General features: G+C 62.7%; 13 protein-coding genes. 6 read left to right on the forward strand and 7 right to left on the reverse strand.

The genetic code is table 11. The features are described 5' to 3' along the window. Positions 1-71 precede the first annotated feature (71 nt). Entirely contained in the window at positions 72-1,361 is a 1,290-nt protein-coding gene (locus tag C4J86_RS10965) for a glycosyltransferase family 4 protein (RefSeq protein ID WP_124370391.1), read from the reverse strand. A gap of 159 nt (positions 1,362-1,520) precedes the next feature. Between C4J86_RS10965 and tpx the strand changes: the two genes are divergently transcribed. From tpx to C4J86_RS10995, 5 genes are all read left to right on the forward strand, one after another. Continuing rightward, entirely contained in the window at positions 1,521-2,021 is a 501-nt protein-coding gene (gene tpx, locus C4J86_RS10970) for a thiol peroxidase (RefSeq protein ID WP_124370392.1), read from the forward strand. A 231-nt stretch (positions 2,022-2,252) separates the two neighbouring features. Then, a complete protein-coding gene (locus C4J86_RS10975; protein ID WP_124370393.1) occupies positions 2,253-3,551 on the forward strand; it encodes an MdtA/MuxA family multidrug efflux RND transporter periplasmic adaptor subunit in 1,299 nt (432 codons plus the stop codon). After that, on the forward strand, positions 3,548-6,649 hold the full coding sequence (locus C4J86_RS10980) for an MdtB/MuxB family multidrug efflux RND transporter permease subunit (protein ID WP_124370394.1): 3,102 nt from the start codon (positions 3,548-3,550) through the stop codon (positions 6,647-6,649). Before C4J86_RS10975 ends, C4J86_RS10980 begins: the two co-directional genes overlap by 4 nt. Then, on the forward strand, positions 6,646-9,753 hold the full coding sequence (locus tag C4J86_RS10985; RefSeq protein ID WP_124370395.1) for an efflux RND transporter permease subunit: 3,108 nt from the start codon (positions 6,646-6,648) through the stop codon (positions 9,751-9,753). The genes C4J86_RS10980 and C4J86_RS10985 overlap by 4 nt, the downstream gene beginning before the upstream one ends. A 155-nt stretch (positions 9,754-9,908) precedes the next feature. Further along, a complete protein-coding gene (locus tag C4J86_RS10995) occupies positions 9,909-11,336 on the forward strand; it encodes an efflux transporter outer membrane subunit (protein WP_124370396.1) in 1,428 nt (475 codons plus the stop codon). Between the two features lie 160 nt (positions 11,337-11,496). Here C4J86_RS10995 and C4J86_RS11000 read toward each other — a convergent pair whose 3' ends face one another. The 4 genes from C4J86_RS11000 to xylA form a co-directional block, all read right to left on the reverse strand. Beyond that, entirely contained in the window at positions 11,497-12,633 is a 1,137-nt protein-coding gene (locus C4J86_RS11000; protein WP_124366683.1) for a sugar ABC transporter permease, read from the reverse strand. Next, positions 12,634-14,178 (reverse strand): D-xylose ABC transporter ATP-binding protein, encoded by a 1,545-nt coding sequence (gene xylG / locus C4J86_RS11005; RefSeq protein ID WP_124370397.1) that lies wholly within the window; start codon positions 14,176-14,178, stop codon positions 12,634-12,636. A 163-nt stretch (positions 14,179-14,341) separates the two neighbouring features. Beyond that, positions 14,342-15,343 carry a D-xylose ABC transporter substrate-binding protein gene (xylF, locus tag C4J86_RS11010; protein WP_124370398.1) on the reverse strand — a complete coding sequence of 334 codons (1,002 nt, stop codon included), beginning with the start codon at positions 15,341-15,343 and terminating at the stop codon, positions 14,342-14,344. A 169-nt stretch (positions 15,344-15,512) separates the two neighbouring features. Further along, positions 15,513-16,829 carry a xylose isomerase gene (gene xylA / locus C4J86_RS11015; protein ID WP_124370399.1) on the reverse strand — a complete coding sequence of 439 codons (1,317 nt, stop codon included), beginning with the start codon at positions 16,827-16,829 and terminating at the stop codon, positions 15,513-15,515. Positions 16,830-16,968: 139 nt separating this feature from the next. On the opposite strand from xylA, the gene C4J86_RS11020 reads away from it, so the two are divergent. Then, positions 16,969-18,144: a XylR family transcriptional regulator gene (locus tag C4J86_RS11020; RefSeq protein WP_124370400.1), complete on the forward strand. Its 1,176-nt coding sequence runs from the start codon at positions 16,969-16,971 to the stop codon at positions 18,142-18,144. On the opposite strand, the gene C4J86_RS11025 is transcribed toward C4J86_RS11020, so the two are convergent. Together C4J86_RS11025 and C4J86_RS11030 are read right to left on the reverse strand one after the other, a co-directional pair. Next, complete coding sequence (locus C4J86_RS11025; RefSeq protein ID WP_124370401.1) at positions 18,141-19,406, reverse strand: carbohydrate porin; 1,266 nt, start codon at positions 19,404-19,406, stop codon at positions 18,141-18,143. The two genes, C4J86_RS11020 and C4J86_RS11025, sit on opposite strands and share 4 nt — an antisense overlap. Positions 19,407-19,461: 55 nt before the next feature. Then, complete coding sequence (locus C4J86_RS11030) at positions 19,462-21,870, reverse strand: glucose/quinate/shikimate family membrane-bound PQQ-dependent dehydrogenase (protein WP_124370402.1); 2,409 nt, start codon at positions 21,868-21,870, stop codon at positions 19,462-19,464. Between the last annotated feature and the right edge of the window lie 75 nt (positions 21,871-21,945).

Below are 21,945 nucleotides of genomic sequence, written 5' to 3' on the forward strand. Positions count from 1 at the left end.
TTGCCGTCGCTTTATTGTGGGTGCCGCGTAGGATAATGCCCCGTTGCGCGCGACCCTGCCAGCGTCGCGCGTTAAAGGCTGCGGTTTTTTGCTTCGATCCACTGAGACATGTACTGGGTGCTCTTGTGCGCATGATGGCGCAGCATGCTGCCGGTGAAATTGTCCCGGCGATGGGCGGCGAGGTTGCCGCGGCATTGCTCCAGGCACGCTACCAGAGCGGGCCCATGAATAGCCTGGTCATAACGCCGGGCCAGAAGCTGGCGACCGTGTTCCTGGGCTTCGGTCCAGCGCTGGCGGTTCTGGTAGAGGCTCACGGCGGCAGCGGCCAGAGCCGGGGCGTCGTGTTCGATCACGCCGGGCCAGGGCTGGTCATCGCCCATGGCCTCGGCGCCGATTGGGGTGGTGACATTGGGCGTGCCGCACAGCATCGCGTCGACCAACTTGCCTTTGATCCCCGCACCAAAGCGCAGCGGCGCCAGGCAGATGCGTGCGGCCGTCATCACTTGCAGCGCATCTTCGGCCCAGTTCATCACATGAAAGCCCTGCGTTGGGTTGTGCAGGGCGGTGGCCTTGGGCGGGGTGTAGGCGCCATAGATGTGCAACTGGGCGCCCGGTAATTGCTGGCGGATCAGCGGCCAGAGGCTGTGCTTCATCCACAGCACCGCGTCCCAGTTGGGCGCGTGGCGGAAGTTGCCGATGCTGAGAAAGTGCGCGCGGTCTTCGAACGGCGCAAAGGCTGCGGTTGGCGGCTCCATCATCAACGGGCACCAGTGGAGCAGGGCGGCAGGCACCTTGAACTGCTCGGTGAGCAGGCGGATTTCCACGTCGGAGATCATCAGGCTGATGTCGCAGCGGTAGATCGCGGCAATTTCGCGTTTGGCCAGGTCAGTGTCGGCCATCCGTTGGAATTCTTGCTCCAGGTCCGGGGCGAACAGGGCGGTAAAGTCGTCACCCTCCGGATCGGCTTTGAGCGCCGCCTTGAGCCGCACGTGCCGGGCGTCGCGCAGGCTTTGCAGGTCGGAGGTTTCCAGCACTCGCAGGGCCTCGGGGCAGCATTTTTCCACGCGCCAGCCGAACTGTTCTTCCATCATGAAGCGGTCGAACAGCACGATGTCCGGCGCCAGCTCACGGATGAAGTCGTCGAAGCTGCTGTTATTGAGCGCGATGGCGCATTCACGGATGCCCAGCGCCGGCAAGTCGGCCTTGTGCTCGCCGATGGTGGCCGGGCTGCTGAAGGTTATGTCCCAACCTTGTGTAAGAAAACTCTGCAGAATTTGCATCATATGCCCGCCGGCAGCCGAAGAACGCGGCTCCGGCCAGACGTAACCGATGACCAGGACTTTGGTGGCGGGATGATTCATCGGCGTTGATTTCCTTGAAGGGCAGGCGAAAAGCGCGCAATTAAACCACAACCAGATGGCATGACAATTTGTGTCTGGCGGTAGGTAGCCAACGGACTTTGTGGTTAACTTCGGCCTCTCGATTTCGTTTAACCAAAACCCAGCATAAGGATTCCGTTCATGGCTCAAGTTACCCTCAAAGGCAACCCGGTCCAGGTTGAAGGCGAACTGCCGAAAGTCGGCGCCAAAGCTGCAGACTTCACCCTGACCGCCGGCGATCTGTCCAACGCCACCCTGGCCACCTTTGCCGGCAAGCGCAAAGTGCTGAACATCTTCCCAAGCGTTGACACCCCAACCTGCGCGACCTCGGTGCGCAAGTTCAACGCCCAGGCCAACGATGTGGAAAACACCGTGGTGCTGTGCATCTCCACCGACCTGCCATTCGCCCAGGCGCGTTTCTGCGGTTCCGAAGGCCTGGAAAACGTGAAGAACCTGTCCGACTTCCGCGATTCGGATTTCGCCGTTGATTACGGTGTGGCGATTGCCGACGGCCCGCTCAAGGGCCTGACCGCTCGCGCGGTGGTGGTGCTGGACGAAAACGACACTGTGCTGCACAGCGAGTTGGTCAAGGAAATCGCTGAAGAGCCAAACTACGACGCCGCCCTGGCGGTGTTGAAGTAACTGTATCTGCGCGTGACTGTCGTTTGGCAGTAACACGTATGATGCATGATTGCGGCCTGGCCTAGTCCAGGCCGTTTTTATTTGAGCGTCAGCGGTTTAGCGAAATAGCCGGTGGACTAAGATCAATAGTTAAAAGTTGTAAGCCCAAGGTAAATAGCCGGTAAAGGTGCTTTTCTAAACGCACCCCAGTGCTTATCTTTCAGCCTCCCAAAGAAGAAGCTCTCGCGCCCAATGGTTGATCACTCCATGCAATCCTCCCCCCGCAACTCCCGTCGCTGGCTGTTCGGCCTGCTCGTGCTGCTGGTTATCGCCGGCCTGTGCTGGAAATTCTGGCCCGGCAGCGCGGCCCATAAGGACGCTCCGGCCGGGCACACCGGTAAAACCGGCATGGCGCGCCCGGGTTTCGGCGGTGCTACCGGCCCGATTCCGGTGCGTGTGGCATCGGTGGCGCTGGGGGACTTTCCGGTGTACTACAAGGCGTTGGGCACGGTGACGGCGCTCAACACCATTAATGTGCGCAGCCGGGTGGGCGGCGAGCTGGTGAAGATTGCCTTTGAAGAAGGGCAGATGGTCAAGGCCGGCGACTTGCTGGCGGAAATCGACCCGCGCAGCTACCAGAACGCCTTGCTCCAGGCCCAGGGCACGTTGTTGCAGAACCAGGCCCAGCTGAAAAACGCCCAGGTCGACGTCGAGCGCTATCGCGGCCTGTATGCCCAGGACAGCATCGCCAAGCAGACCCTGGACACCGCCGAAGCGCTGGTGATGCAGTACCAGGGCACGGTCAAGACCAACCAGGGCGCGGTCGACGATGCCAAGCTGAACCTTGAATTCACCAAGATCCGCGCACCGATTGCCGGTCGCGTCGGCCTGCGTCAGCTCGATGTCGGCAACCTGGTAGCCGCCAACGACACCACCGCCCTCGCGGTGATCACCCAGACCCAACCAATCAGCGTGGCCTTCACCCTGCCGGAAAATACCCTGGAAACCGTGCTGGCCCGTTACCACGCCGGCAACAAACTGCCGGTGGAAGCCTGGGACCGTGGCGACGCGAAAAAGCAGGCGGTGGGCGTGCTGCAAAGCCTGGACAACCAGATCGACGTGACCACCGGCACCCTGAAATTCAAGGCGCGCTTCGATAACAAGGATCAGGCGCTGTTCCCCAATCAGTTCGTCAATGTGCATCTGCTGGCCGACACCTTGCACAACGTGGTGCTGGCACCTTCCGCTGCGATCCAGTTCGGTAACAACGGCACCTTCGTCTACAAGCTCGATGGCGACAAGAAGGTCAAGGTCCAGCCGCTGGTGGTGGGCGACACCGATGGCAACAACACCGTGATCAAGCAAGGCCTCGCGGCAGGTGATCGGGTGGTCATGGAAGGCACCGACCGTCTCAAGGACGGCAGTGAAATCGAAGTGGTCAACGACAGCAGCGAAGTGCCGACCACCCCGACCGAACACCTGCAAGGCAAGCCCGCGGCAAAAGGGGAGACGGGTACTGACGGCGGCAAGGCGCAAAAGGTCGGCGCATGAACCTGTCGCGCCTGTTCATCCTTCGCCCGGTCGCCACTACGCTGAGCATGCTGGCCATTGTATTGGCCGGCCTCATCGCCTATCGCCTGTTGCCGGTGTCGGCCTTGCCCCAGGTGGACTACCCGACGATTCGGGTGATGACGCTGTACCCCGGCGCCAGCCCCGACGTGATGACCAGCGCAGTCACCGCGCCGCTGGAGCGCCAGTTCGGGCAGATGCCCGGCCTGACCCAGATGGCGTCCACCAGCTCCGGCGGCGCGTCGGTGCTGACCCTGCGCTTTAACCTCGACATCAACATGGATGTCGCCGAGCAACAGGTACAGGCCGCAATCAACGCCGCCACCAACCTGCTGCCCAAAGATTTGCCGGCGCCGCCGGTGTACAACAAGGTCAACCCGGCGGATACGCCGGTACTGACGTTGGCCATCACCTCCAAGACCATGCTGCTGCCCAAGCTCAATGACCTGGTCGACACGCGCATGGCGCAAAAGATCGCGCAGATCAGCGGTGTCGGCATGGTCAGCATCGCCGGTGGCCAGCGCCAGGCCGTGCGCATCAAGGTCAACCCCGAGGCCCTGGCGGCCAACGGCTTGAACCTGTCGGACGTGCGCACCTTGATCGCCGCGTCCAACGTCAACCAGCCCAAGGGCAATTTCGACGGCCCCACCCGGGTGTCGATGCTCGACGCCAACGACCAGTTGGTCTCGCCCCAGCAATATGCCGAACTCATTCTGGCCTACAGCAACGGCGCGCCGCTGCGCCTTAAAGACGTGGCGCAAATTGTCGACGGCGCCGAAAACGAACGGCTTGCCGCCTGGGCCAATGAAAACCAGGCCGTGCTGCTCAATATCCAGCGCCAGCCGGGCGCCAACGTGATCGAGGTGGTGGACCGTATCAAGGCGCTGCTGCCGAGCATCACCGACAACCTGCCGGCGGGCCTGGACGTGACGGTGCTCACCGATCGCACCCAGACCATCCGTGCGTCGGTGAAGGACGTGCAGCACGAATTGCTGATCGCCATTGTCCTGGTGGTGATGGTGACGTTCCTGTTCCTGCGCCGAGTCAGCGCCACGCTTATTCCATCCATCGCCGTGCCGCTGTCGCTGATCGGCACCTTTGGCGTGATGTACCTGGCGGGGTTCTCGGTCAATAACCTGACGTTGATGGCCCTGACCATTGCCACCGGGTTCGTGGTGGACGATGCCATCGTGATGCTGGAGAACATCTCCCGCTACATCGAGGAAGGCGAGACGCCCATGGCCGCCGCGCTCAAGGGCGCCAAACAGATTGGCTTCACCCTGATTTCCCTGACCCTGTCGCTGATCGCCGTGCTGATCCCGCTGCTGTTCATGGCCGACGTGGTCGGGCGCCTGTTCCGCGAGTTCGCCATTACCCTGGCCGTGGCGATCCTGATTTCCCTGGTGGTGTCCCTCACGCTCACGCCGATGATGTGCGCGCGCTTGCTCAAGCGTGAGCCGAAAGAAGAGGAGCAGGGCCGTTTCTACAAGGCCAGCGGCGCCTGGATCGATTGGCTGATCGAAGCCTACGGGCGCAAGTTGCAGTGGGTGCTCAAGCACCAGCCGCTGACCTTGCTGGTGGCCATCGCCACCCTGGGTCTTACGGTGGTGCTGTACCTGGTGGTGCCCAAGGGCTTTTTCCCGGTGCAGGATACCGGGGTGATCCAGGGGATTTCCGAAGCGCCGCAGTCGATCTCCTTTGCGGCGATGAGCCAGCGCCAGCAGCAACTGGCGAAGATCATCCTGGCCGATCCGGCGGTTGAAAGCCTGTCGTCCTACATTGGCGTGGACGGTGATAACGCCACGCTCAACAGCGGCCGCTTGCTGATCAACCTCAAGGCCCACGGGCAGCGCGACTTGAGCGCGACGCAGGTGATCGCGCGCCTGCAACCGGAAATCGACAAGCTGGTGGGCATCCGCCTGTTCATGCAGCCGGTGCAGGACCTGACCATTGAAGACCGTGTCAGCCGCACCCAGTACCAATTCAGCATGTCCTCGCCGGACGCCGAGCTGTTGGCCCTGTGGAGCGACAAACTGGTGCACGCCCTCAGCCAGTTGCCGGAACTCACCGACGTGGCCAGTGACCTGCAGGACAAAGGCCTGCAGGTGTACCTGGTGATCGACCGCGATGCCGCCTCGCGCCTGGGCGTCAGCGTCTCGACCATCACCGACGCGCTGTACGACGCCTTCGGCCAACGGCAGATTTCCACCATCTACACCCAGGCCAGCCAGTACCGCGTGGTATTGCAGGCCCAATCGGGCGAAACCTTGGGCCCGGCCGCGCTCAACCAGATCCATGTGAAGACCACCGACGGCGGCCAGGTACGGCTGTCGAGCCTGGCCCATGTGGAGCAGCGCCAGGCACAGTTGGCGATTGCCCATATCGGCCAGTTCCCGGCGGTGATGATGTCGTTCAACCTGGCCCCCGGCGTTGCGCTGGGCAAAGGCGTCGAGCTGATCAATCAGACCCAGAAGGACATCGGCATGCCGGTCGGCGTGCAGACCCAGTTCCAGGGCGCGGCCCAGGCGTTCGAAGCCTCGCTGTCGAGCACCTTGCTGCTGATCCTGGCGGCGGTGGTGACCATGTACATCGTGCTCGGCGTGCTCTACGAGAGTTATATCCACCCGATCACCATTCTCTCGACCTTGCCCTCGGCGGCGGTGGGGGCCTTGCTCGCCTTGCTGCTCAGTGGCAATGACCTGGGCATGATCGCGATCATCGGCATCATTTTGCTGATCGGTATCGTCAAGAAGAACGCGATCATGATGATCGACTTCGCCCTCGACGCCGAGCGCAACCAGGGCCTTGACCCGCAGACCGCCATCTACCAGGCGGCGCTGCTGCGCTTCCGGCCGATCCTGATGACCACCCTGGCCGCCTTGTTCGGTGCGGTGCCGTTGATGCTGGCCAGCGGTTCCGGTGCCGAGCTGCGCCAGCCCCTGGGCCTGGTGATGGTCGGCGGGTTGCTGGTGAGCCAGGTGTTGACGCTGTTCACCACGCCGGTGATCTACCTGTATTTCGATCGGTTGGGACGGCGCTGGCGCAAAGAGCCACAGAGCCTGGAGCCGGTTGAGTCATGAACCTGTCCGGACCGTTCATTCGCCGGCCGGTAGCCACGATGCTGCTGAGCCTGGCGATCATGCTGCTCGGCGGCGTCAGCTTCAACCTGCTGCCGGTGTCGCCGTTGCCGCAGATCGACTTCCCGGTGATCGTGGTGTCGGCCAGCTTGCCCGGCGCCAGCCCCGAGGTGATGGCGTCTACCGTGGCCACGCCGCTGGAGCGCTCGTTCGGCGCGATTGCCGGCATCACCACCATGAGCAGTTCGTCGAGCCAGGGCTCTACGCGGGTGATCCTGGCGTTCGATTCCGACCGCGATATCAACGGCGCGGCGCGGGAAGTGCAGGCGGCGATCAATGCGTCGCGCAATTTGCTGCCCAGCGGCATGCGCAGCATGCCCACGTACAAGAAGATCAACCCGTCCCAGGCGCCGATCATGGTGCTGTCGCTGACCTCGGACGTGCTGCAGAAGGGCCAGCTGTACGACCTGGCCTCGACCATCCTGTCCCAGAGCCTGTCCCAGGTGCCGGGGGTGGGAGAAGTGCAGATCGGCGGCAGTTCGCTGCCGGCGGTGCGCATCGAACTGGAGCCCAAGGCCCTCGACCAGTACGGCGTGGCCCTGGACGATGTGCGCAATACCATCGCCAACGCCAACCAGCGCCGGCCTAAGGGCTCCCTGGAAGACAGCGAGCGTAACTGGCAGATCCAGGCCAATGACCAGTTGGAAAAGGCCAAGGACTATGAGCCGCTGCTGATTCGCTACCAGAACGGTGCGGCGCTGCGCCTGAGCGATGTGGCGAAGATCAGCGATGGCGTCGAAGACCGTTACAACAGCGGTTTTTTCAACAATGATTCGGCAGTGCTGCTGGTGATCAACCGCCAGTCCGGCGCCAACATCATCGAGACGGTGCGGCAGATCAAGGCGCAGTTGCCGGCGTTGCAGGCGGTGTTGCCGTCCAGCGTCAAGCTCAACCTGGCCATGGACCGTTCGCCGGTCATCACCGCCACCTTGCACGAAGCCGAAATGACCCTGCTGATTGCCGTGGCCCTGGTGGTGCTGGTGGTGTACCTGTTCCTGGGCAACTTCCGCGCCTCGTTGATCCCCACCCTGGCGGTGCCGGTGTCGCTGGTGGGCACTTTTGCGGTGATGTACCTGTACGGGTTTTCGTTGAACAACTTCTCGCTGATGGCGCTGATCCTGGCGACCGGCCTGGTGGTGGACGATGCCATTGTGGTGCTGGAGAACATTTCCCGGCATATCGACGAGGGCGTGCCGCCGATGAAGGCTGCCTACCTGGGCGCCGAGGAAGTCGGCTTTACCTTGCTGTCGATGAACGTATCGCTGGTGGCGGTGTTTCTCTCCATCCTGTTCATGGGCGGCATTGTCACCAACCTGTTTCGTGAGTTTTCCATCACCTTGTCGGCGGCGATCATCGTCTCGCTGATCGTGTCGCTGACCCTGACCCCGATGCTCTGCGCGCGCTGGCTCAAGCCCCATGTCAAAGGGCAGATGACCGGGTTGCAGCGCTGGAGCCACCGCATCAACGAGCGCATGGTCGCCGCCTATGCCACCAGCCTGGACTGGGTGCTGCGCCATCGACGCCTGACCCTGCTCAGCCTGCTGGTCACCGTGGGCGTGAACATCGCGCTGTACGTGGTGGTGCCGAAAACCTTCATGCCCCAGCAGGACACCGGCCAGTTGATCGGTTTTGTGCGCGGCGATGACGGGCTGTCGTTCAATGTGATGCAGCCGAAGATGGAAATTTTTCGCCAGGCCGTGCTCAAGGACCCGGCGGTGCTCAGCGTGGCTGGCTTTATCGGCGGCAACAGCGGCATCAACAATGCGGTGATGCTGGTGCGCCTCAAACCCATCGGTGAGCGCAAGGTCTCGGCCCAGGCGGTGATCGAGCGCTTGCGCAAGGAGGTACCGCTGGTGCCCGGCGGGCGCCTGTTCCTGATGGCCGACCAGGACCTGCAGTTTGGTGGTAGCCGCGACCAGACCAGCGCGCAGTACTCCTACATCCTGCAAAGCGGTGACCTGGCCGCGTTGCGCCTGTGGTACCCGAAAGTGGTGGCCGCCATGCGTGAACTGCCGGAGCTGACCGCCATCGACGCCCGCGAAGGACGCGGCGCGGCCCAGGTCACGCTGATCGTCGACCGCGATCAGGCCAAGCGCCTGGGTATCGACATGGACATGGTCACCTCGGTGCTGAATAACGCCTACAGCCAGCGGCAGATTTCCACGATCTACGACAGCCTCAACCAGTATCAGGTGGTGATGGAGGTCAACCCTAAATATGCTCAGGACCCGATCACCCTTAATCAGGTGCAGGTGATCACCGCCGATGGCGCGCGCGTGCCGCTGTCGACCATTGCCCATTATGAGAACAGCCTGGCCGATGACCGCGTCAGCCATGAAGGGCAGTTCGCCTCGGAAAACATCGCGTTCGACATGGCTCCCGGCGTCACGGTGGAGCAGGGCACCGCTGCCATCGAACGCGCGATTGCCAAGGTCGGCCTGCCGGAAGATGTGATCGCGAAGATGGCCGGCACCGCCGACGCGTTCGCCGCGACCCAGAAGGGCCAGCCGTTCATGATTCTCGGTGCGTTGGTGGCGGTGTACCTGGTGCTGGGCATTCTGTATGAAAGCTATATCCACCCGCTGACGATTCTGTCGACCTTGCCCTCGGCCGGGGTTGGCGCGTTGCTGTCTATTTACCTGCTGGGCGGGGAGTTCAGCCTGATCTCGCTGCTGGGGCTGTTCCTGCTGATCGGGGTGGTGAAGAAAAACGCGATCCTGATGATCGACCTGGCGCTGCAGCTTGAGCGTCATGACGGCATGAGCCCGCTGGAGTCGATTCGCAGCGCCTGCCTGCTGCGCCTGCGGCCGATCCTGATGACCACCCTGGCGGCGATTCTCGGGGCCTTGCCATTGCTGCTCGGCGCCGGCGACGGCGCGGAAATGCGCCAGCCCCTGGGCCTGACCATTATCGGCGGCCTGGTGTTCAGCCAGATCCTGACCCTTTACACCACTCCGGTGGTTTACCTCTATCTTGACCGCGCGCGCCACCGCTTCAATGCCTGGCGCGGCGTGCGTACCGATGCTGCCCTGGACACTGCGCTATGACCGATTCAACCAATCCCTCACCGGTAGGCTCCCGCTTGTTGTGGCGAGGGAGCTTGCTCCCGCTGGGCTGCGCAGCGGCCCCAAAAGCGCCTGGGAGTGCTCCGCCCTCCAGCGGGAGCAAGCTCCCTCGCCACAGCGCCAGTCTCGGCAAGGGTATGAGGGTGCTTACCCTGGTTATCTCTGGTGTGCTACTCAGCGCCTGCGCCATCGGCCCTGATTACCAGCGGCCGCCTGTGGTCGAACCGGCACAATTCAAGCAAGCCCAAGGCTGGCGTCAGGCCAATCCAAGCGATTCCCTGGCCCGTGGCGCATGGTGGGAGCTGTACGGCGACCGCCAATTGAACGACTTGGTGGTGCGCCTCAACACCTCCAACCAGACCGTCGCCCAGGCCGAGGCGCGTTTTCGCCAGGCCCAGGCACTGGTACGCAGTGCTCGCGGGGCGTTTTACCCCAGCGTCGACCTGAGCGTCGGTAAAACCCGCGCCAGCCAGGGCACCGGTAGCAGCAGCGCCAGCCTCAGCAGTTCCAGCAGTGGTATTCGCGACACCCTCAATGCGCAGTTGGGCGTGAGCTGGGAAGCCGATGTCTGGGGCAAATTGCGTCGAGGCCTGGAGGCCAACGAAGCCAGCGCCGAGGCCAGCTCGGCCGACCTGGCCGCAATGCGCCTGAGCCAACAGTCGGAGCTGGTGCAGAGCTATTTGCAGTTGCGGGTCATGGACGAACAGACCCGTTTGCTGCAAGCCACCCTGGACACCTACCAGCGCTCGCTGCAAATGACCGAAAACCAATACCGCGCCGGTGTGGCCGGCAAGGACGCCATCGCCCAGGCGCAAACCCAGTTCAAGACCACCCAGGCCAGCCTGATCGACCTGATCTGGCAGCGCGCGCAGCTGGAAAACGCCATTGCGGTATTGATCGGTGAAGCGCCGGCCAATTTCAGCCTGGCCGTGAGCAAAGACATCCCGGCGCTGCCGCAGATTCCCGTCGGCCTGCCGTCGCACCTGTTGGAGCGCCGCCCGGATATCGCCTCGGCGGAACGCTCGGTGATTGCGGCCAACGCCAATATCGGCGTAGCCAAGGCTGCCTATTACCCCGACTTGACCTTGAGCCTGGCGGGGGGCTATTCCAGCAGCACCTATGCAGACTGGATCAGCCTGCCGAACCGCTTCTGGTCGGTGGGCCCGAAGCTGGCCATGACCCTGTTCGACGGCGGCCAGCGCTCGGCGGAAGTCGACCGCAGCGTGGCCAGTTATGACGAGACCGTGGCCAAGTACCGTCAGACCGTGCTGGATGGGTTCCGCGAAGTGGAAAACTACATGGTGCAGCTCAAAGTGCTGGCGGACGAAGCGGTGGTCAGCAACGAAGCGCTGGAGGCTGCCCGCGAGTCGTTGCGGTTGACCGAAAACCAGTACAAGGCCGGGTTGATCGCTTATCTGGACGTGGTCACCGTACAGGCGACTGCCTTGAGCAACGAGCGCACGGTATTGACCTTGCTGCAGTCGCGGCTGGTAGCGAGCGTGCAATTGATTGCGGCGCTGGGTGGCGGATGGGACGGCAACACTGCTCTGGTCGAGAAGGATTGACCGCAGACACCGATCGTTTCCGCGCTCCTGCGTTGGAACGATCATCCCCGTGGAAAAATGAGGACAATGTGGGAGGGGGCTTGCCCCCGATAGCGGTGTATCAGCTGAATGAATATCGACTGGCAATCCGCCATCGGGAGCAAGCCCCCTCCCACAGGGTCTACCGGCGTCCCGCCCGTGTACTCACGTCCACCCACACCGCCAGCACCAGGATGCTGCCCTTCACGATCATCTGCCAGTAACTGTCCACATCCAGCATCGACATGCCGTTATCCAAACTGGTAATCACCAACGCCCCGAGCAAGGCGCCATATACCGTGCCCGACCCGCCGCGCATCGAGGTGCCGCCGATGAAGCACGCTGCGATGGCGTCCAGCTCGCCCATATTGCCCGCCGACGGTGAGCCGGCGGCCAGGCGGGCGGTGTTGACCAGGCCGGCGAGGGCGCACATCACGCCCATGATGCCGAAGATCCACAATTTCACCGCCTGCACATTGATGCCGGACAGCCGCGTGGCTTCCATATTGCTGCCCACCGCATACACGCGACGGCCGAAGACTGTCTGGCTGGTGACGTAGCTGAACACGCCGAGCAGTACCAGCAGCAGCAACACCGGCACCGGAATGCCGTCATAGCTGTTGAGGGTGGTGACAAACCCGGCCAGCACCGCGCCGATCAGCACCACGCGCAGTACGTCGCGCATCAGAGAGTGCGCGGCCAGGCCATGCAGGGCGCGGTTGCGCCGTTGTTTCCAGGTGAGGAACAGGGTCAGCGCGAACAGCACTGCACCCAGGCCGATGCCCACGGTGTGCGGCAGGTACCCTTGGCCGACGTACACCAGCGACGGCGACACCGGTGCGATGGTGGTGCCGCCGGTGATTCCCAGCAGGATCCCACGAAACGCCAGCATCCCGCCCAGGCCGACAATGAACGAGGGGATGCGCAGGTAGGCGGTCATGTAGCCATTCGCCAGGCCGATCATCAGGCCACACAACGCCACCAGGCTCAGGTTGGCCAGCAGCGGGATGTGGTACACCACATCCAGGATCGCCGCCAGCCCACCCAGCAAACCCAGCAACGAACCCACCGACAAATCGATTTCGCCGCTGATAATCACCAGCACCATGCCGCACGCCAGGATCCCGGTGATCGACATCTGCCGCAGCAGGTTGGACAGGTTGCGCGGCGTGAGGAAGCCGCCGTCGGTCTGCCAGCTGAAAAACAGCCAGATGAACGCCACGGCGATCACTAGGGCGAGCATTTTGTAGCGGGTGAAAAGGTGTTTGACCTGATTCATCTACGCGGTCTTCCGATCATTGTTATTTTGGCTGAGCGCAGCGGCGAGCACCTGTTCCTGGGTGAGCCCCTGATTGATGAAGTCACCCCGCAGCTGGCCGTCGCCGATCACCAGCACGCGGTTGGACACGCCGAGCACTTCAGCGAGCTCCGACGACACCATGATGATCGATACTCCCTCGGCCGCCAGCGCGCCCATCAGTTTGTAGATCTCGTACTTGGCGCCCACATCCACCCCGCGCGTGGGCTCATCGAGGATCAGCACCTTGGGCTTGGCCATCAGCATTTTCGCCAGCACGGCTTTTTGCTGATTGCCACCGGACAGGCTGGTGATCGACAGAAACGGGCTGGCTGTCTTGAGGTGCATGCGGGCGATCTGCTGATCGATGCTGCCCAGTTCGGCCTCGGCGTCGATGCGGGTCAGGTGGGCGTAGGTGTCAAGCACCGCCAGGGTGATGTTCTGGCCCACGCCCAGGTCGGGAATGATGCCCTGGCGCTTGCGGTCCTCGGGCACCATGCACAGCCCTGCGCGGATCGACTTGAGCGGCGTGCGCGTGTCGATCACCTGGCCCTCCAGCCATACCTCGGCGCTGTAGCGGCCGGGGTAGGCGCCGAACAGCGCCGACACCAGTTCCGTACGCCCGGCGCCCACCAGCCCGGCGATGCCGAGGATTTCACCGCGCTTGAGTACAAACGAAATATCGTCGACGCGTTTGCGCCTGGGGTTGTCGACGTCGTAGCAGGTGACGTTGCGCGCTTCAAAGATCACCTCGCCCACCTCGTGGGGTTCGGTGGGGTAGAGGTTGCTCATCTCGCGGCCGACCATCTGCGTGATGATCCGTGGGATGTCCATGTCGGCCATGGCGGTGGTCGCTATGTGCTTGCCATCGCGAATCACTGTAATGGTGTCGCACACGGCGGCCACTTCATCGAGCTTGTGCGAGATATACACACAGGCCACGCCCTTGGCCTTGAGGTCGCGGATAATGTCGAGCAGCACCTCGATCTCCGAGCGGGTCAGGGCCGAGGAGGGCTCGTCCAGGATCAGCAGGCGCGCCTGTTTGTTGAGGGCCTTGGCGATCTCCACCAGTTGCTGGTAGCCGCCGCCGTACTGCGACACCGGCAGCGCGACGTTCATGTCCGGCACCTTGAGTTCGCGCATCAACGCCTCGGCGCGGTGCAGCATCGCCGGGTAATTCATGCGCCCACCGGGCAGGGTCAGCTCGTGGCCCATGAAGATGTTCTCGGCCACCGACAGGTCGGGCACCAGGGTCAATTCCTGGTGAATGATGACAATGCCGGCGGCTTCGGTTTCGCTGATCGACTGGGCTTTGAGCGGCTGCCCGTCCCAGAGGATTTCGCCCTCCCAGGTGCCATACGGGTACACCGCCGACAGCACCTTCATCAAGGTGGATTTGCCGGCGCCGTTTTCGCCACACAGGCCGACGCATTCCCCCGGCCGTACCTTGATGTCGATACCGTCGAGGGCGTTGACACCGCCAAAGCTTTTGACGATGCCGTTCATTTGCAGCAAGTAGTCGGACATGGGAAAGGCTCACACAAATAGGCTGGCCCCCACCCCTGTAGGAGCGAGCTTGCTCGCGAAAAACGTCAACGATAATGCGCGCTTCCTGGATAAACGCGGCTCTCTCGGGTTTTTCGCGAGCAAGCTCGCTCCTACAGGGGGCGAGGTTTTATCGAGGCAGTCATCATTGCCCGGCGATCTGCTCTTTGGTGTAGAACCCGTCCTTTTCCAGCACGTCGATATTGGCCTTGGTCAGCGGCGTCGGCGTGAGCAGGATGGTGTCGACCTGCTTGCTGCCATTGTCGTATTGCGAGCTGTAGGTGGGTTTTTCATTGCGCGCCAGCTGCACCGACAGTTTGGCCGCCTCGGTGGCGATCAACTTGAGCGGCTTGTAGACGGTCATGGTCTGGGTACCGTCGATCACGCGCTTGATCGCCGCCAGGTCAGCGTCCTGCCCGGAAATCGGCACCTTGCCTGCCAGCTTCTGCGCGGCCAGCGCCTGGATCGCACCGCCGGCGGTGGCGTCGTTGGAGGCGACGATGGCGTCGATCTTGTTGTTATTGCGGGTCAGGGCGTTCTCGACGATGCTCAGCGCCTCGGTGGGGTTCCATTCCTTGACCCACTGCTGGCCGACAATCTTGATATCGCCCTTGTCGATGGCCGGCTGCAGCACTTTCATCTGGCCTTCGCGCAGCACCTTGGCGTTGTTGTCGGTCGGCGCGCCGCCGAGCAGGAAGTAATTGCCCTTGGGCGCCGCTTGCAGCACGCCGTTGGCCTGCATTTCGCCGACCTTTTCGTTATCGAAGGAAATGTAGGCGTCGATGTCCGCGTTGAGAATCAGCCGGTCGTAAGACACGACTTTGATCCCGGCCTTCTTGGCTTCGGCGACCGCGTTGGTCAACACCGTGGCATTGAACGGCACGATAACGATCACGTCGACGCCACGTGAGATGAGGTTTTCGATCTGCGAGATCTGCTTCTGCTCGTTGGCATCGGCCGATTGCACGAACACCTTGGCATCGAGCTTTTCCGCCGCCGCGACGAAGTAATCGCGGTCTCGGGACCAGCGTTCCAGGCGCAGGTCGTCGATGGAAAAACCGATTTTCGGGTGCGCCGAATCGGCCATCACCGGCAGGGCGAGCAGGGCCAGGGCGGTGGCGAGCAGGGTACGTTTGAATGACTTCATGGTGGTGCGTCCTTTTATTGTTGTTGGAAAGACACTGTGGCGAGGGAGCTTGCTCCCGCTGGGCTGCGAAGCAGCCCCAAAACCAGACACCTCGGTATATCAGGTAAACCGCAGAACCTGTAGACGGGGCCGCTTCGCGACCCAGCGGGAGCAAGCTCCCTCGCCACAGTCAGGTGTAGATAAACCGGTTGACCACACCCTCCAGCATCTCCTGGCGCCCACTCACGGCCTGCGGGTCCAGTTCGTTGGCAAACGCGTGTTCGGCGAGGGATTGCAGGCTGAACTCGCCCGCCAATACGGCTTTGCCCAGCGGCTGGTCCCAGCCGGCATAACGCTGGTCCTTGAACTGCTGCAGCCGGTCGTTCTGCACCATCGCCGCCGCGCGTTCCAGGGCCAGGGCCAGTACATCCATAGCCGCTACATGGCCGTGGAACAGGTCCACATCGTCCAGGCTCTGGCGGCGGACTTTGGAATCGAAATTGTAGCCGCCGTTCTTGAACCCGCCGGCCTTGAGAATCTCATAGGTGGACAGGGTCATTTCCTCGACGCTGTTGGGGAATTGGTCCGTGTCCCAGCCGTTCTGCGGGTCGCCACGGTTGGCGTCGATGCTGCCGAAAATCCCCAGGGACACGGCGGTGGCGATCTCATGATGAAAGCTGTGCCCGGCCAGCGTCGCGTGGTTGGCCTCGATGTTCACCTTGATCTCGTGTTCCAGGCCGTACTCATGCAGGAAGCCGAACACCGTGGCGCTGTCGTAATCGTACTGGTGCTTGGTCGGCTCCTGGGGCTTGGGCTCGATCAACAGGTCGCCCTTGAAGCCGATCTTGTGTTTGTGTTCCACCACCATGCGCATGAACCGGCCGAGCTGTTCACGCTCGCGCTTGAGGTCGGTATTGAGCAGGGTTTCATAGCCTTCACGGCCGCCCCACAGCACATAGTTGGAGCCCTTGAGCCGCAGCGTGGCATTCATCGCGCTGAACACCTGGGCAGCGGCGTAGGCGAACACCTCTGGGTCGGGGTTGCTCGCGGCACCGGCGGCAAACCGCGGGTTGCTGAAGCAATTGGCGGTGCCCCACAGCAGCTTGATACCGGTCTGTTCCTGATGACGCTCCAGGTGATCGACCATCTGCGCAAAGTGGTTGCGATATTCCTTGAGCGAGCTGCCTTCGGGCGCCACATCGGTATCGTGAAAACTGTAGTAATCGATGCCCAACTTGGAGAAGAACTCGAAGGCCGCGTCCGCCTTGCCGATGGCCAACTCCATCGGATCACCGCTGCGCTGCCACGGTCGCTTGAAGGTGCCCACGCCAAACATATCCGCCCCTGGCCACACAAAGGTGTGCCAGTAACAGGCGGCCATACGCAGGTGCTCGCGCATGGGTTTGCCGAGGATCAACTTGTTGGCGTCGTAGTGGCGAAAGGCGAGAGGGGCATCGCTGGCAGGACCTTCGAAGCGAACCTGCTCGACACCGGGGAAGTACGGCATGGCGTTTTCCTTATTGTTCTTGGCGGTGTCTGGATACTAGCAACGGCACTGGGGCTGCTGATTATGAAAATCACCAAGGGATGGTGCGATTTTGTGCAGTCAGGTCTAGTCTGTCTCAACCGGCCCCAGGACAAAAACAATGAAAACCCTACCGCCCGTTCACCGCATCGCCTTGCTCTTCAACGGCAGCAAAATCTACGACCGTGGCATCATCGCCGGCATCGGCAATTACCTGAGCAGCACCCGGGCGTCCTGGGATTTGTTTCTGGAAGAAGATTTTCTCTGCCGGTTGCGCGGCATCGAGCGTTGGCAGGGCGACGGCATCATCGCCGACTTCGATGACCCGCTGATCGGCGAGGCGTTGGCCGGGAGCCGAATACCGGTGGTGGCGGTGGGCGGTTCGTATGAGGACGCCGGCCAATACCCCAAGGGCATTCCCTATGTGGCGACCGATAACCATGCGTTGATGAAGTTGGCCTACGAGCACCTGATCGAGGCCGGGCTGACGCGGTTTGCCTGTTTCAGCCTGCCCGAAGCCCAGGCCAATCGCTGGGCCCAGGAGCGTGAGAAGGCCTTTCGCCGCTTGATGCAGCGCGATGGCCTGCATGTCGAGGTGTACCGTGGCCTGGGTACCAGCGCGCCGTTATGGGACAGCGCGGTGGAGCAGCAGATCGCCTGGCTGCACAGCCTGCCCAAGCCCATCGGCATTATTGCGGTGACCGATGCCCGCGCCCGGCAACTGCTGCAAGCTTGCCTGACGGCGGGCATTGCAGTGCCTGAGGAAGTGGCGCTGATCGGTATCGACAATGACCCGTTGACCCGCACCCTGACGCGGGTGCCGCTCAGTTCGGTGATCCAGGGCACCGAGACCATGGGCCGCACCGCCGCCGCGCTGCTGCACCAGATGCTGCATGGCAAACCCTGTGCAGGTACGCAGGTGCTGGTGCCGCCGGACGCGATCAACGTGCAGGCCTCCAGCCTGCATCAACCGTTGGGCAATCCCTATGTGATGCAGGCCCTGCTGTTCATTCGCCAGTATGCGTGCCAGGGCATCAAGACCGCGCAGGTGGCGGCGTATGTCGGGGTGTCGCGTTCATCGTTGGAGTCGCACTTTCGCAAGGTGCGCGGGTGCAGCGTGCACGATGAGATCCTGCGCTTCAAACTCGCCGCCGCCGCCAAGGGCCTGGAAAACCAGGCGCTGGCGATTGCCGATATCGCGCAGACCTGCGGGTTTACATCGGCGCAATACCTGCACACGGTGTTTCGTCGTGAGTACGGGTGTACGCCGAGGCAGTACCAGAAAGGCGAGGCTTAGAACACCGCCTTGACTTGCAAACCCAGAATCAGTGCATTGTCGATGCTCTGCCCGGAAAACGCGCCGGGTTCGATGATGTATTGCACGTCCGGCCGCAGGGTCAGCCAGGGCGTGGCCTGATAGCCATAACTGAGTTCGATCAACTGCTCGGCGCTGTCGAGGCCAGGGTAGGGCCGGTCGGCATTGAACGCCGCAAGCGCCTGTACGTCGCGACTGCGCGGGTTCGGCACTGCGCGGCCATAGCCCAGGGCGATGGTGTCATGCGGGCGGCCCTCGAACGGTTTGTACAGCACCACTCCGGCGCCATACCACTTGCTGAACGGTGACGCCGCCTCGCTGGCCGCCGAATACTGACCGAAGGCGTGCAGGCTGCGGCCCTGGGATGACCGGGAAGCCCACACGGCTTGATCGATCAACAGGTAATGGCCGCCGCGACCGCTGACCTCCTTATCACTGCCGATGCGTTTTACATCGGAGCTGTCGTAGTAGTAACCCAGCTTGTATTCCCCCGGCAGGCTGCCGGCGTGTTTGTAGATCAGCTCGATGGGCACCACGGTGCCGGTGGTGTGCTTGGGCCCCAGGTGCCAGGCGCGGCTGGAATTACCGTTGCTGGACGGGTCGACATTGAACGCCGCCACGCGCAGTTGCCAGCTCGGCGAAAAGTCGTATTTAACCCGCGCGCCCAGGTGCGCGTTCGGGTAGTTGGCCCAGCCGCTGCCGCCCGACATGTTCAGCGGATGCCCGCAGAAACCGGCGTTCATGAAATTGCACAGGATGCCGCTGTCCAGGCCGCCGAGGTCATTGCCCATGGCCATGTAGCCGAGCTTGATGTTGAGCCCCGGGGTGAACAGCGTGCGCTCATAGCTCAGTTCGGTGAGGCGCGTATACAGGCCGCCATAATTTTCCTGGATCGGCAGGCGGTTGCCCACCAGGTCATCGGAGGCGCTGTTGCCGCGCCGATCGTTGACGGTCAGCTGGATGCGGTCGCCATGGGTGAAACCGTAGAGCTTGCCCAGGTCGAACTGCGCACCGAGTTTGAGATTCTGCGAATAGCGCGCCGAGCGATGCTGGCCGCCGTGGGCGTTGTAGGCGGTCTCACCGCTGTAGTCGCCGGTAAAACGCACGCCGCGTTCGTCGAGTTCACGGCGCAGGCCGCCCCAGTCGCCGGTCAGGGTGGTGTCGTCGGCCTGGACGGGCAGGGCGGCAGCAAAGGCCAGGCCCAGCACCAGGCGCCCAAGGGCGATATGAGAAGTAGGGTTCATGGGGGATTTCCAGACACAAAGCGCGGTGCGGGCGCACCGCGCGAACAGAGGGTGGTTACGGCAAGGCGTAGGCGATCACGTAGTCGCCACGGTCGGTGGACTGGCGCGCACCGCCAGCGGTGACGACGATGTATTGCTTGCCGGTTTTCGGCGACACGTAGGTCATCGGGCCGCCCTGGCTGCCAACGGGCAGGCGGGCTTTCCAGATTTCATCACCGTTGCCGCTGTTGAAGGCGCGCAGGTAGAAGTCCTGGGTGCCGGCGATGAAGATCAGGCCACCCTGGGTCGACAGCGTACCGCCGAGGGTCGGCAGGCCTACTTTGATCGGCAGGTGCATGCGGATGCCCAGGGGGCCGGTGTCTTCAACGGTGCCGACCGGTACTTGCCAGGCGATTTTTTGCGTCTTCATGTCGATGGCGGTCAAGGTGCCGAACGGCGGCGCCTGGCACGGAATGCCGGCCACCGACAGGAAGCGGTTCTTGTTCACCGCATACGGCGTGCCCTTGAGCGGCACGGCGCCCATGCCGGTGTTCAGCGCTTCACCCCCGGACGCTGCCAGGGCCTTGTTCTGCGACGGCACCATCTGGATCCACAGGCCCAGGCGCATGTCGTTGACGAAGATAAAGCCGTGCACCGGGTCGGTGGAAATGCTGCCCCAGTTCATGCCGCCCAGAGAGCCCGGGAAACTCAGGGATTTATCGGTGCCCGGCGCGGTATACAGGCCATCGTAGCGCATGCCCTTGAAGTCGATGCGGCACAGCAACTGGTCATAGGGCGTCGCGCCCCACATGTCCGATTCGGTCAGGGTCTGCGCGCCGATCTGCGGCATGCCCACCGATTTAGGCTGGGTGGGGGAATACGGCTCGTTGGGAATGTTCGCGGCTTTCACCGGCACTTCCTGCACGTCGGTCAACGGCTTGCCGGTGGCGCGGTCGAGCACATAGATCTGCCCGGCCTTGGTGCCGATTACCACCGCGGGTACCGCCTTGTCGCTGCCTGGCGGGGTGAAATCGATCAGGCTCGGTTGCATCGGCAGGTCGAAGTCCCACAGGTCATTGTGGACCGTCTGGTACACCCATTTCTCTGCGCCGGTGGAGGCGTCCAGCGCCAGTACCGAAGCGCCGTATTTATGATTGAGCTCGGTGCGCTCAACACCGTAGATGTCGGTGGATGAGCTGCCCATCGGCAGGAAAACCGTGTTCATCAGCGGGTCGTAGGACATCGGCGCCCAGCTGTTGGGCGTACTGCGCACATAGGTGCTGCCGTCGGCTGGCGCCTGCTTGTCTTGCGGGTTGCCAGGGTCGAAAGCCCAGCGCATCTGGCCGCTGATCACATCGAAGCCACGGATCACGCCGCCCGGCATATCGGTCTGCACGTTATCGGCCACGCGTCCGCCCACCACCACGGTGGTACCGGCCATCAACGGCGCGGAAGACAATTGGTAGTAGCTGTCCGGGACATTGCCCAGCCCGGCTTTCAGATCTACCTGGCCGTGGTTGCCGAAGTCTTCGCAGAATTTGCCGGTGTCGGCATCCACGGCGATCAGGCGTGCATCGATGGTATTGGTCAGCAGGCGCCGCTGGCATTGCGCACCGGCGGGCACGCTGGCGGCGATCACCGGCGAACTGTTGGGTTGGGTCGGCTGGGCAATCGGCGCGCTGGCATCGAAATACGCCATGCCACGGCAACGCTGCCAGACCGCCGATTGGGCATTGATCTCGTTCTTCCACAGCTCCTTGCCGGTGTCGGCGTCCAGCGCGATGAGGTTGTTGTGCGGGGTGCAGATGAATACTTTGTTGCCGATCTGCAGGGGCGTGAGTTGGTCTTCTGCGCCGTTGCCGTCGCTGATGGCAACGTCACCGGTGCGGTAGGTCCAGGCGACTTTGAGCTTGTCGATGTTGTCGCGATTGATCTGGTCCAGCGCGGCGAAGCGGCTGCCGCCTTCGGTGTTGCCGTAGTGTGCCCAGTCTTTCTGGGCATCGGCCGCAGCCACCGGGGTGATGCCAGGGCCGGCGCCGGTCGGCGCTACGCTTGGGTGAGCGACGAACATATTGCCCGCCGCCACCGCCGCGCCCAGCGCCAGCACGGCAGCAACGCCATACGCGCCGCGCGCCGGTTTGCCGACCAGCAATGGATAGACCAGCGCAACCACGATGCCGATCACCGCGAACATGAACAGTCGCGAGAACAGCGGCCAGTACACCAGGCCTACATCGGCCACGGCCCAGACGGCCGTGCCGACCAGAAACGCGGCGAACCACCAGGCGCCCGCCGGCTTGCGCCGGGCAATCAACAGCCCGGCAATGGCCATGACCACGCCACCGACCAGGAAGTACCAGGAACCTCCCAGGCTGACCAGTTTGGCGCCGCCGACAGCGAGCGCAAGGCCGAGCAGGGCGATGATTACGCCCAGGCCCAGCAGAAGAAAACGTGAGACGCCAGCGGCGCGCGATGCTCGTTTCATGTCGAAAAGACTCGAGTGAGAGAGGGCAAAGCGCGATTTTAGCAAGATAAGTAACCAGTTAGTACATTGTGCAGC

Source organism: Pseudomonas sp. R2-7-07 (assembly GCF_003852355.1).
Taxonomy (GTDB): Bacteria; Pseudomonadota; Gammaproteobacteria; order Pseudomonadales; family Pseudomonadaceae; genus Aquipseudomonas.

Bases quoted from the DNA above. Each gene is read 5' to 3' on its own strand.
- C4J86_RS10965 (WP_124370391.1), bottom strand. From the start codon at position 1,361: ATGAATCATCCCGCCACCAAAGTCCTGGTCATCGGTTACGTCTGGCCG.
- tpx (WP_124370392.1), top strand. From the start codon at position 1,521: ATGGCTCAAGTTACCCTCAAAGGCAACCCGGTCCAGGTTGAAGGCGAA.
- C4J86_RS10975 (WP_124370393.1), top strand. From the start codon at position 2,253: ATGGTTGATCACTCCATGCAATCCTCCCCCCGCAACTCCCGTCGCTGG.
- C4J86_RS10980 (WP_124370394.1), top strand. From the start codon at position 3,548: ATGAACCTGTCGCGCCTGTTCATCCTTCGCCCGGTCGCCACTACGCTG.
- C4J86_RS10985 (WP_124370395.1), top strand. From the start codon at position 6,646: ATGAACCTGTCCGGACCGTTCATTCGCCGGCCGGTAGCCACGATGCTG.
- C4J86_RS10995 (WP_124370396.1), top strand. From the start codon at position 9,909: ATGAGGGTGCTTACCCTGGTTATCTCTGGTGTGCTACTCAGCGCCTGC.
- C4J86_RS11000 (WP_124366683.1), bottom strand. From the start codon at position 12,633: ATGAATCAGGTCAAACACCTTTTCACCCGCTACAAAATGCTCGCCCTA.
- xylG (WP_124370397.1), bottom strand. From the start codon at position 14,178: ATGTCCGACTACTTGCTGCAAATGAACGGCATCGTCAAAAGCTTTGGC.
- xylF (WP_124370398.1), bottom strand. From the start codon at position 15,343: ATGAAGTCATTCAAACGTACCCTGCTCGCCACCGCCCTGGCCCTGCTC.
- xylA (WP_124370399.1), bottom strand. From the start codon at position 16,829: ATGCCGTACTTCCCCGGTGTCGAGCAGGTTCGCTTCGAAGGTCCTGCC.
- C4J86_RS11020 (WP_124370400.1), top strand. From the start codon at position 16,969: ATGAAAACCCTACCGCCCGTTCACCGCATCGCCTTGCTCTTCAACGGC.
- C4J86_RS11025 (WP_124370401.1), bottom strand. From the start codon at position 19,406: ATGAACCCTACTTCTCATATCGCCCTTGGGCGCCTGGTGCTGGGCCTG.
- C4J86_RS11030 (WP_124370402.1), bottom strand. From the start codon at position 21,870: ATGAAACGAGCATCGCGCGCCGCTGGCGTCTCACGTTTTCTTCTGCTG.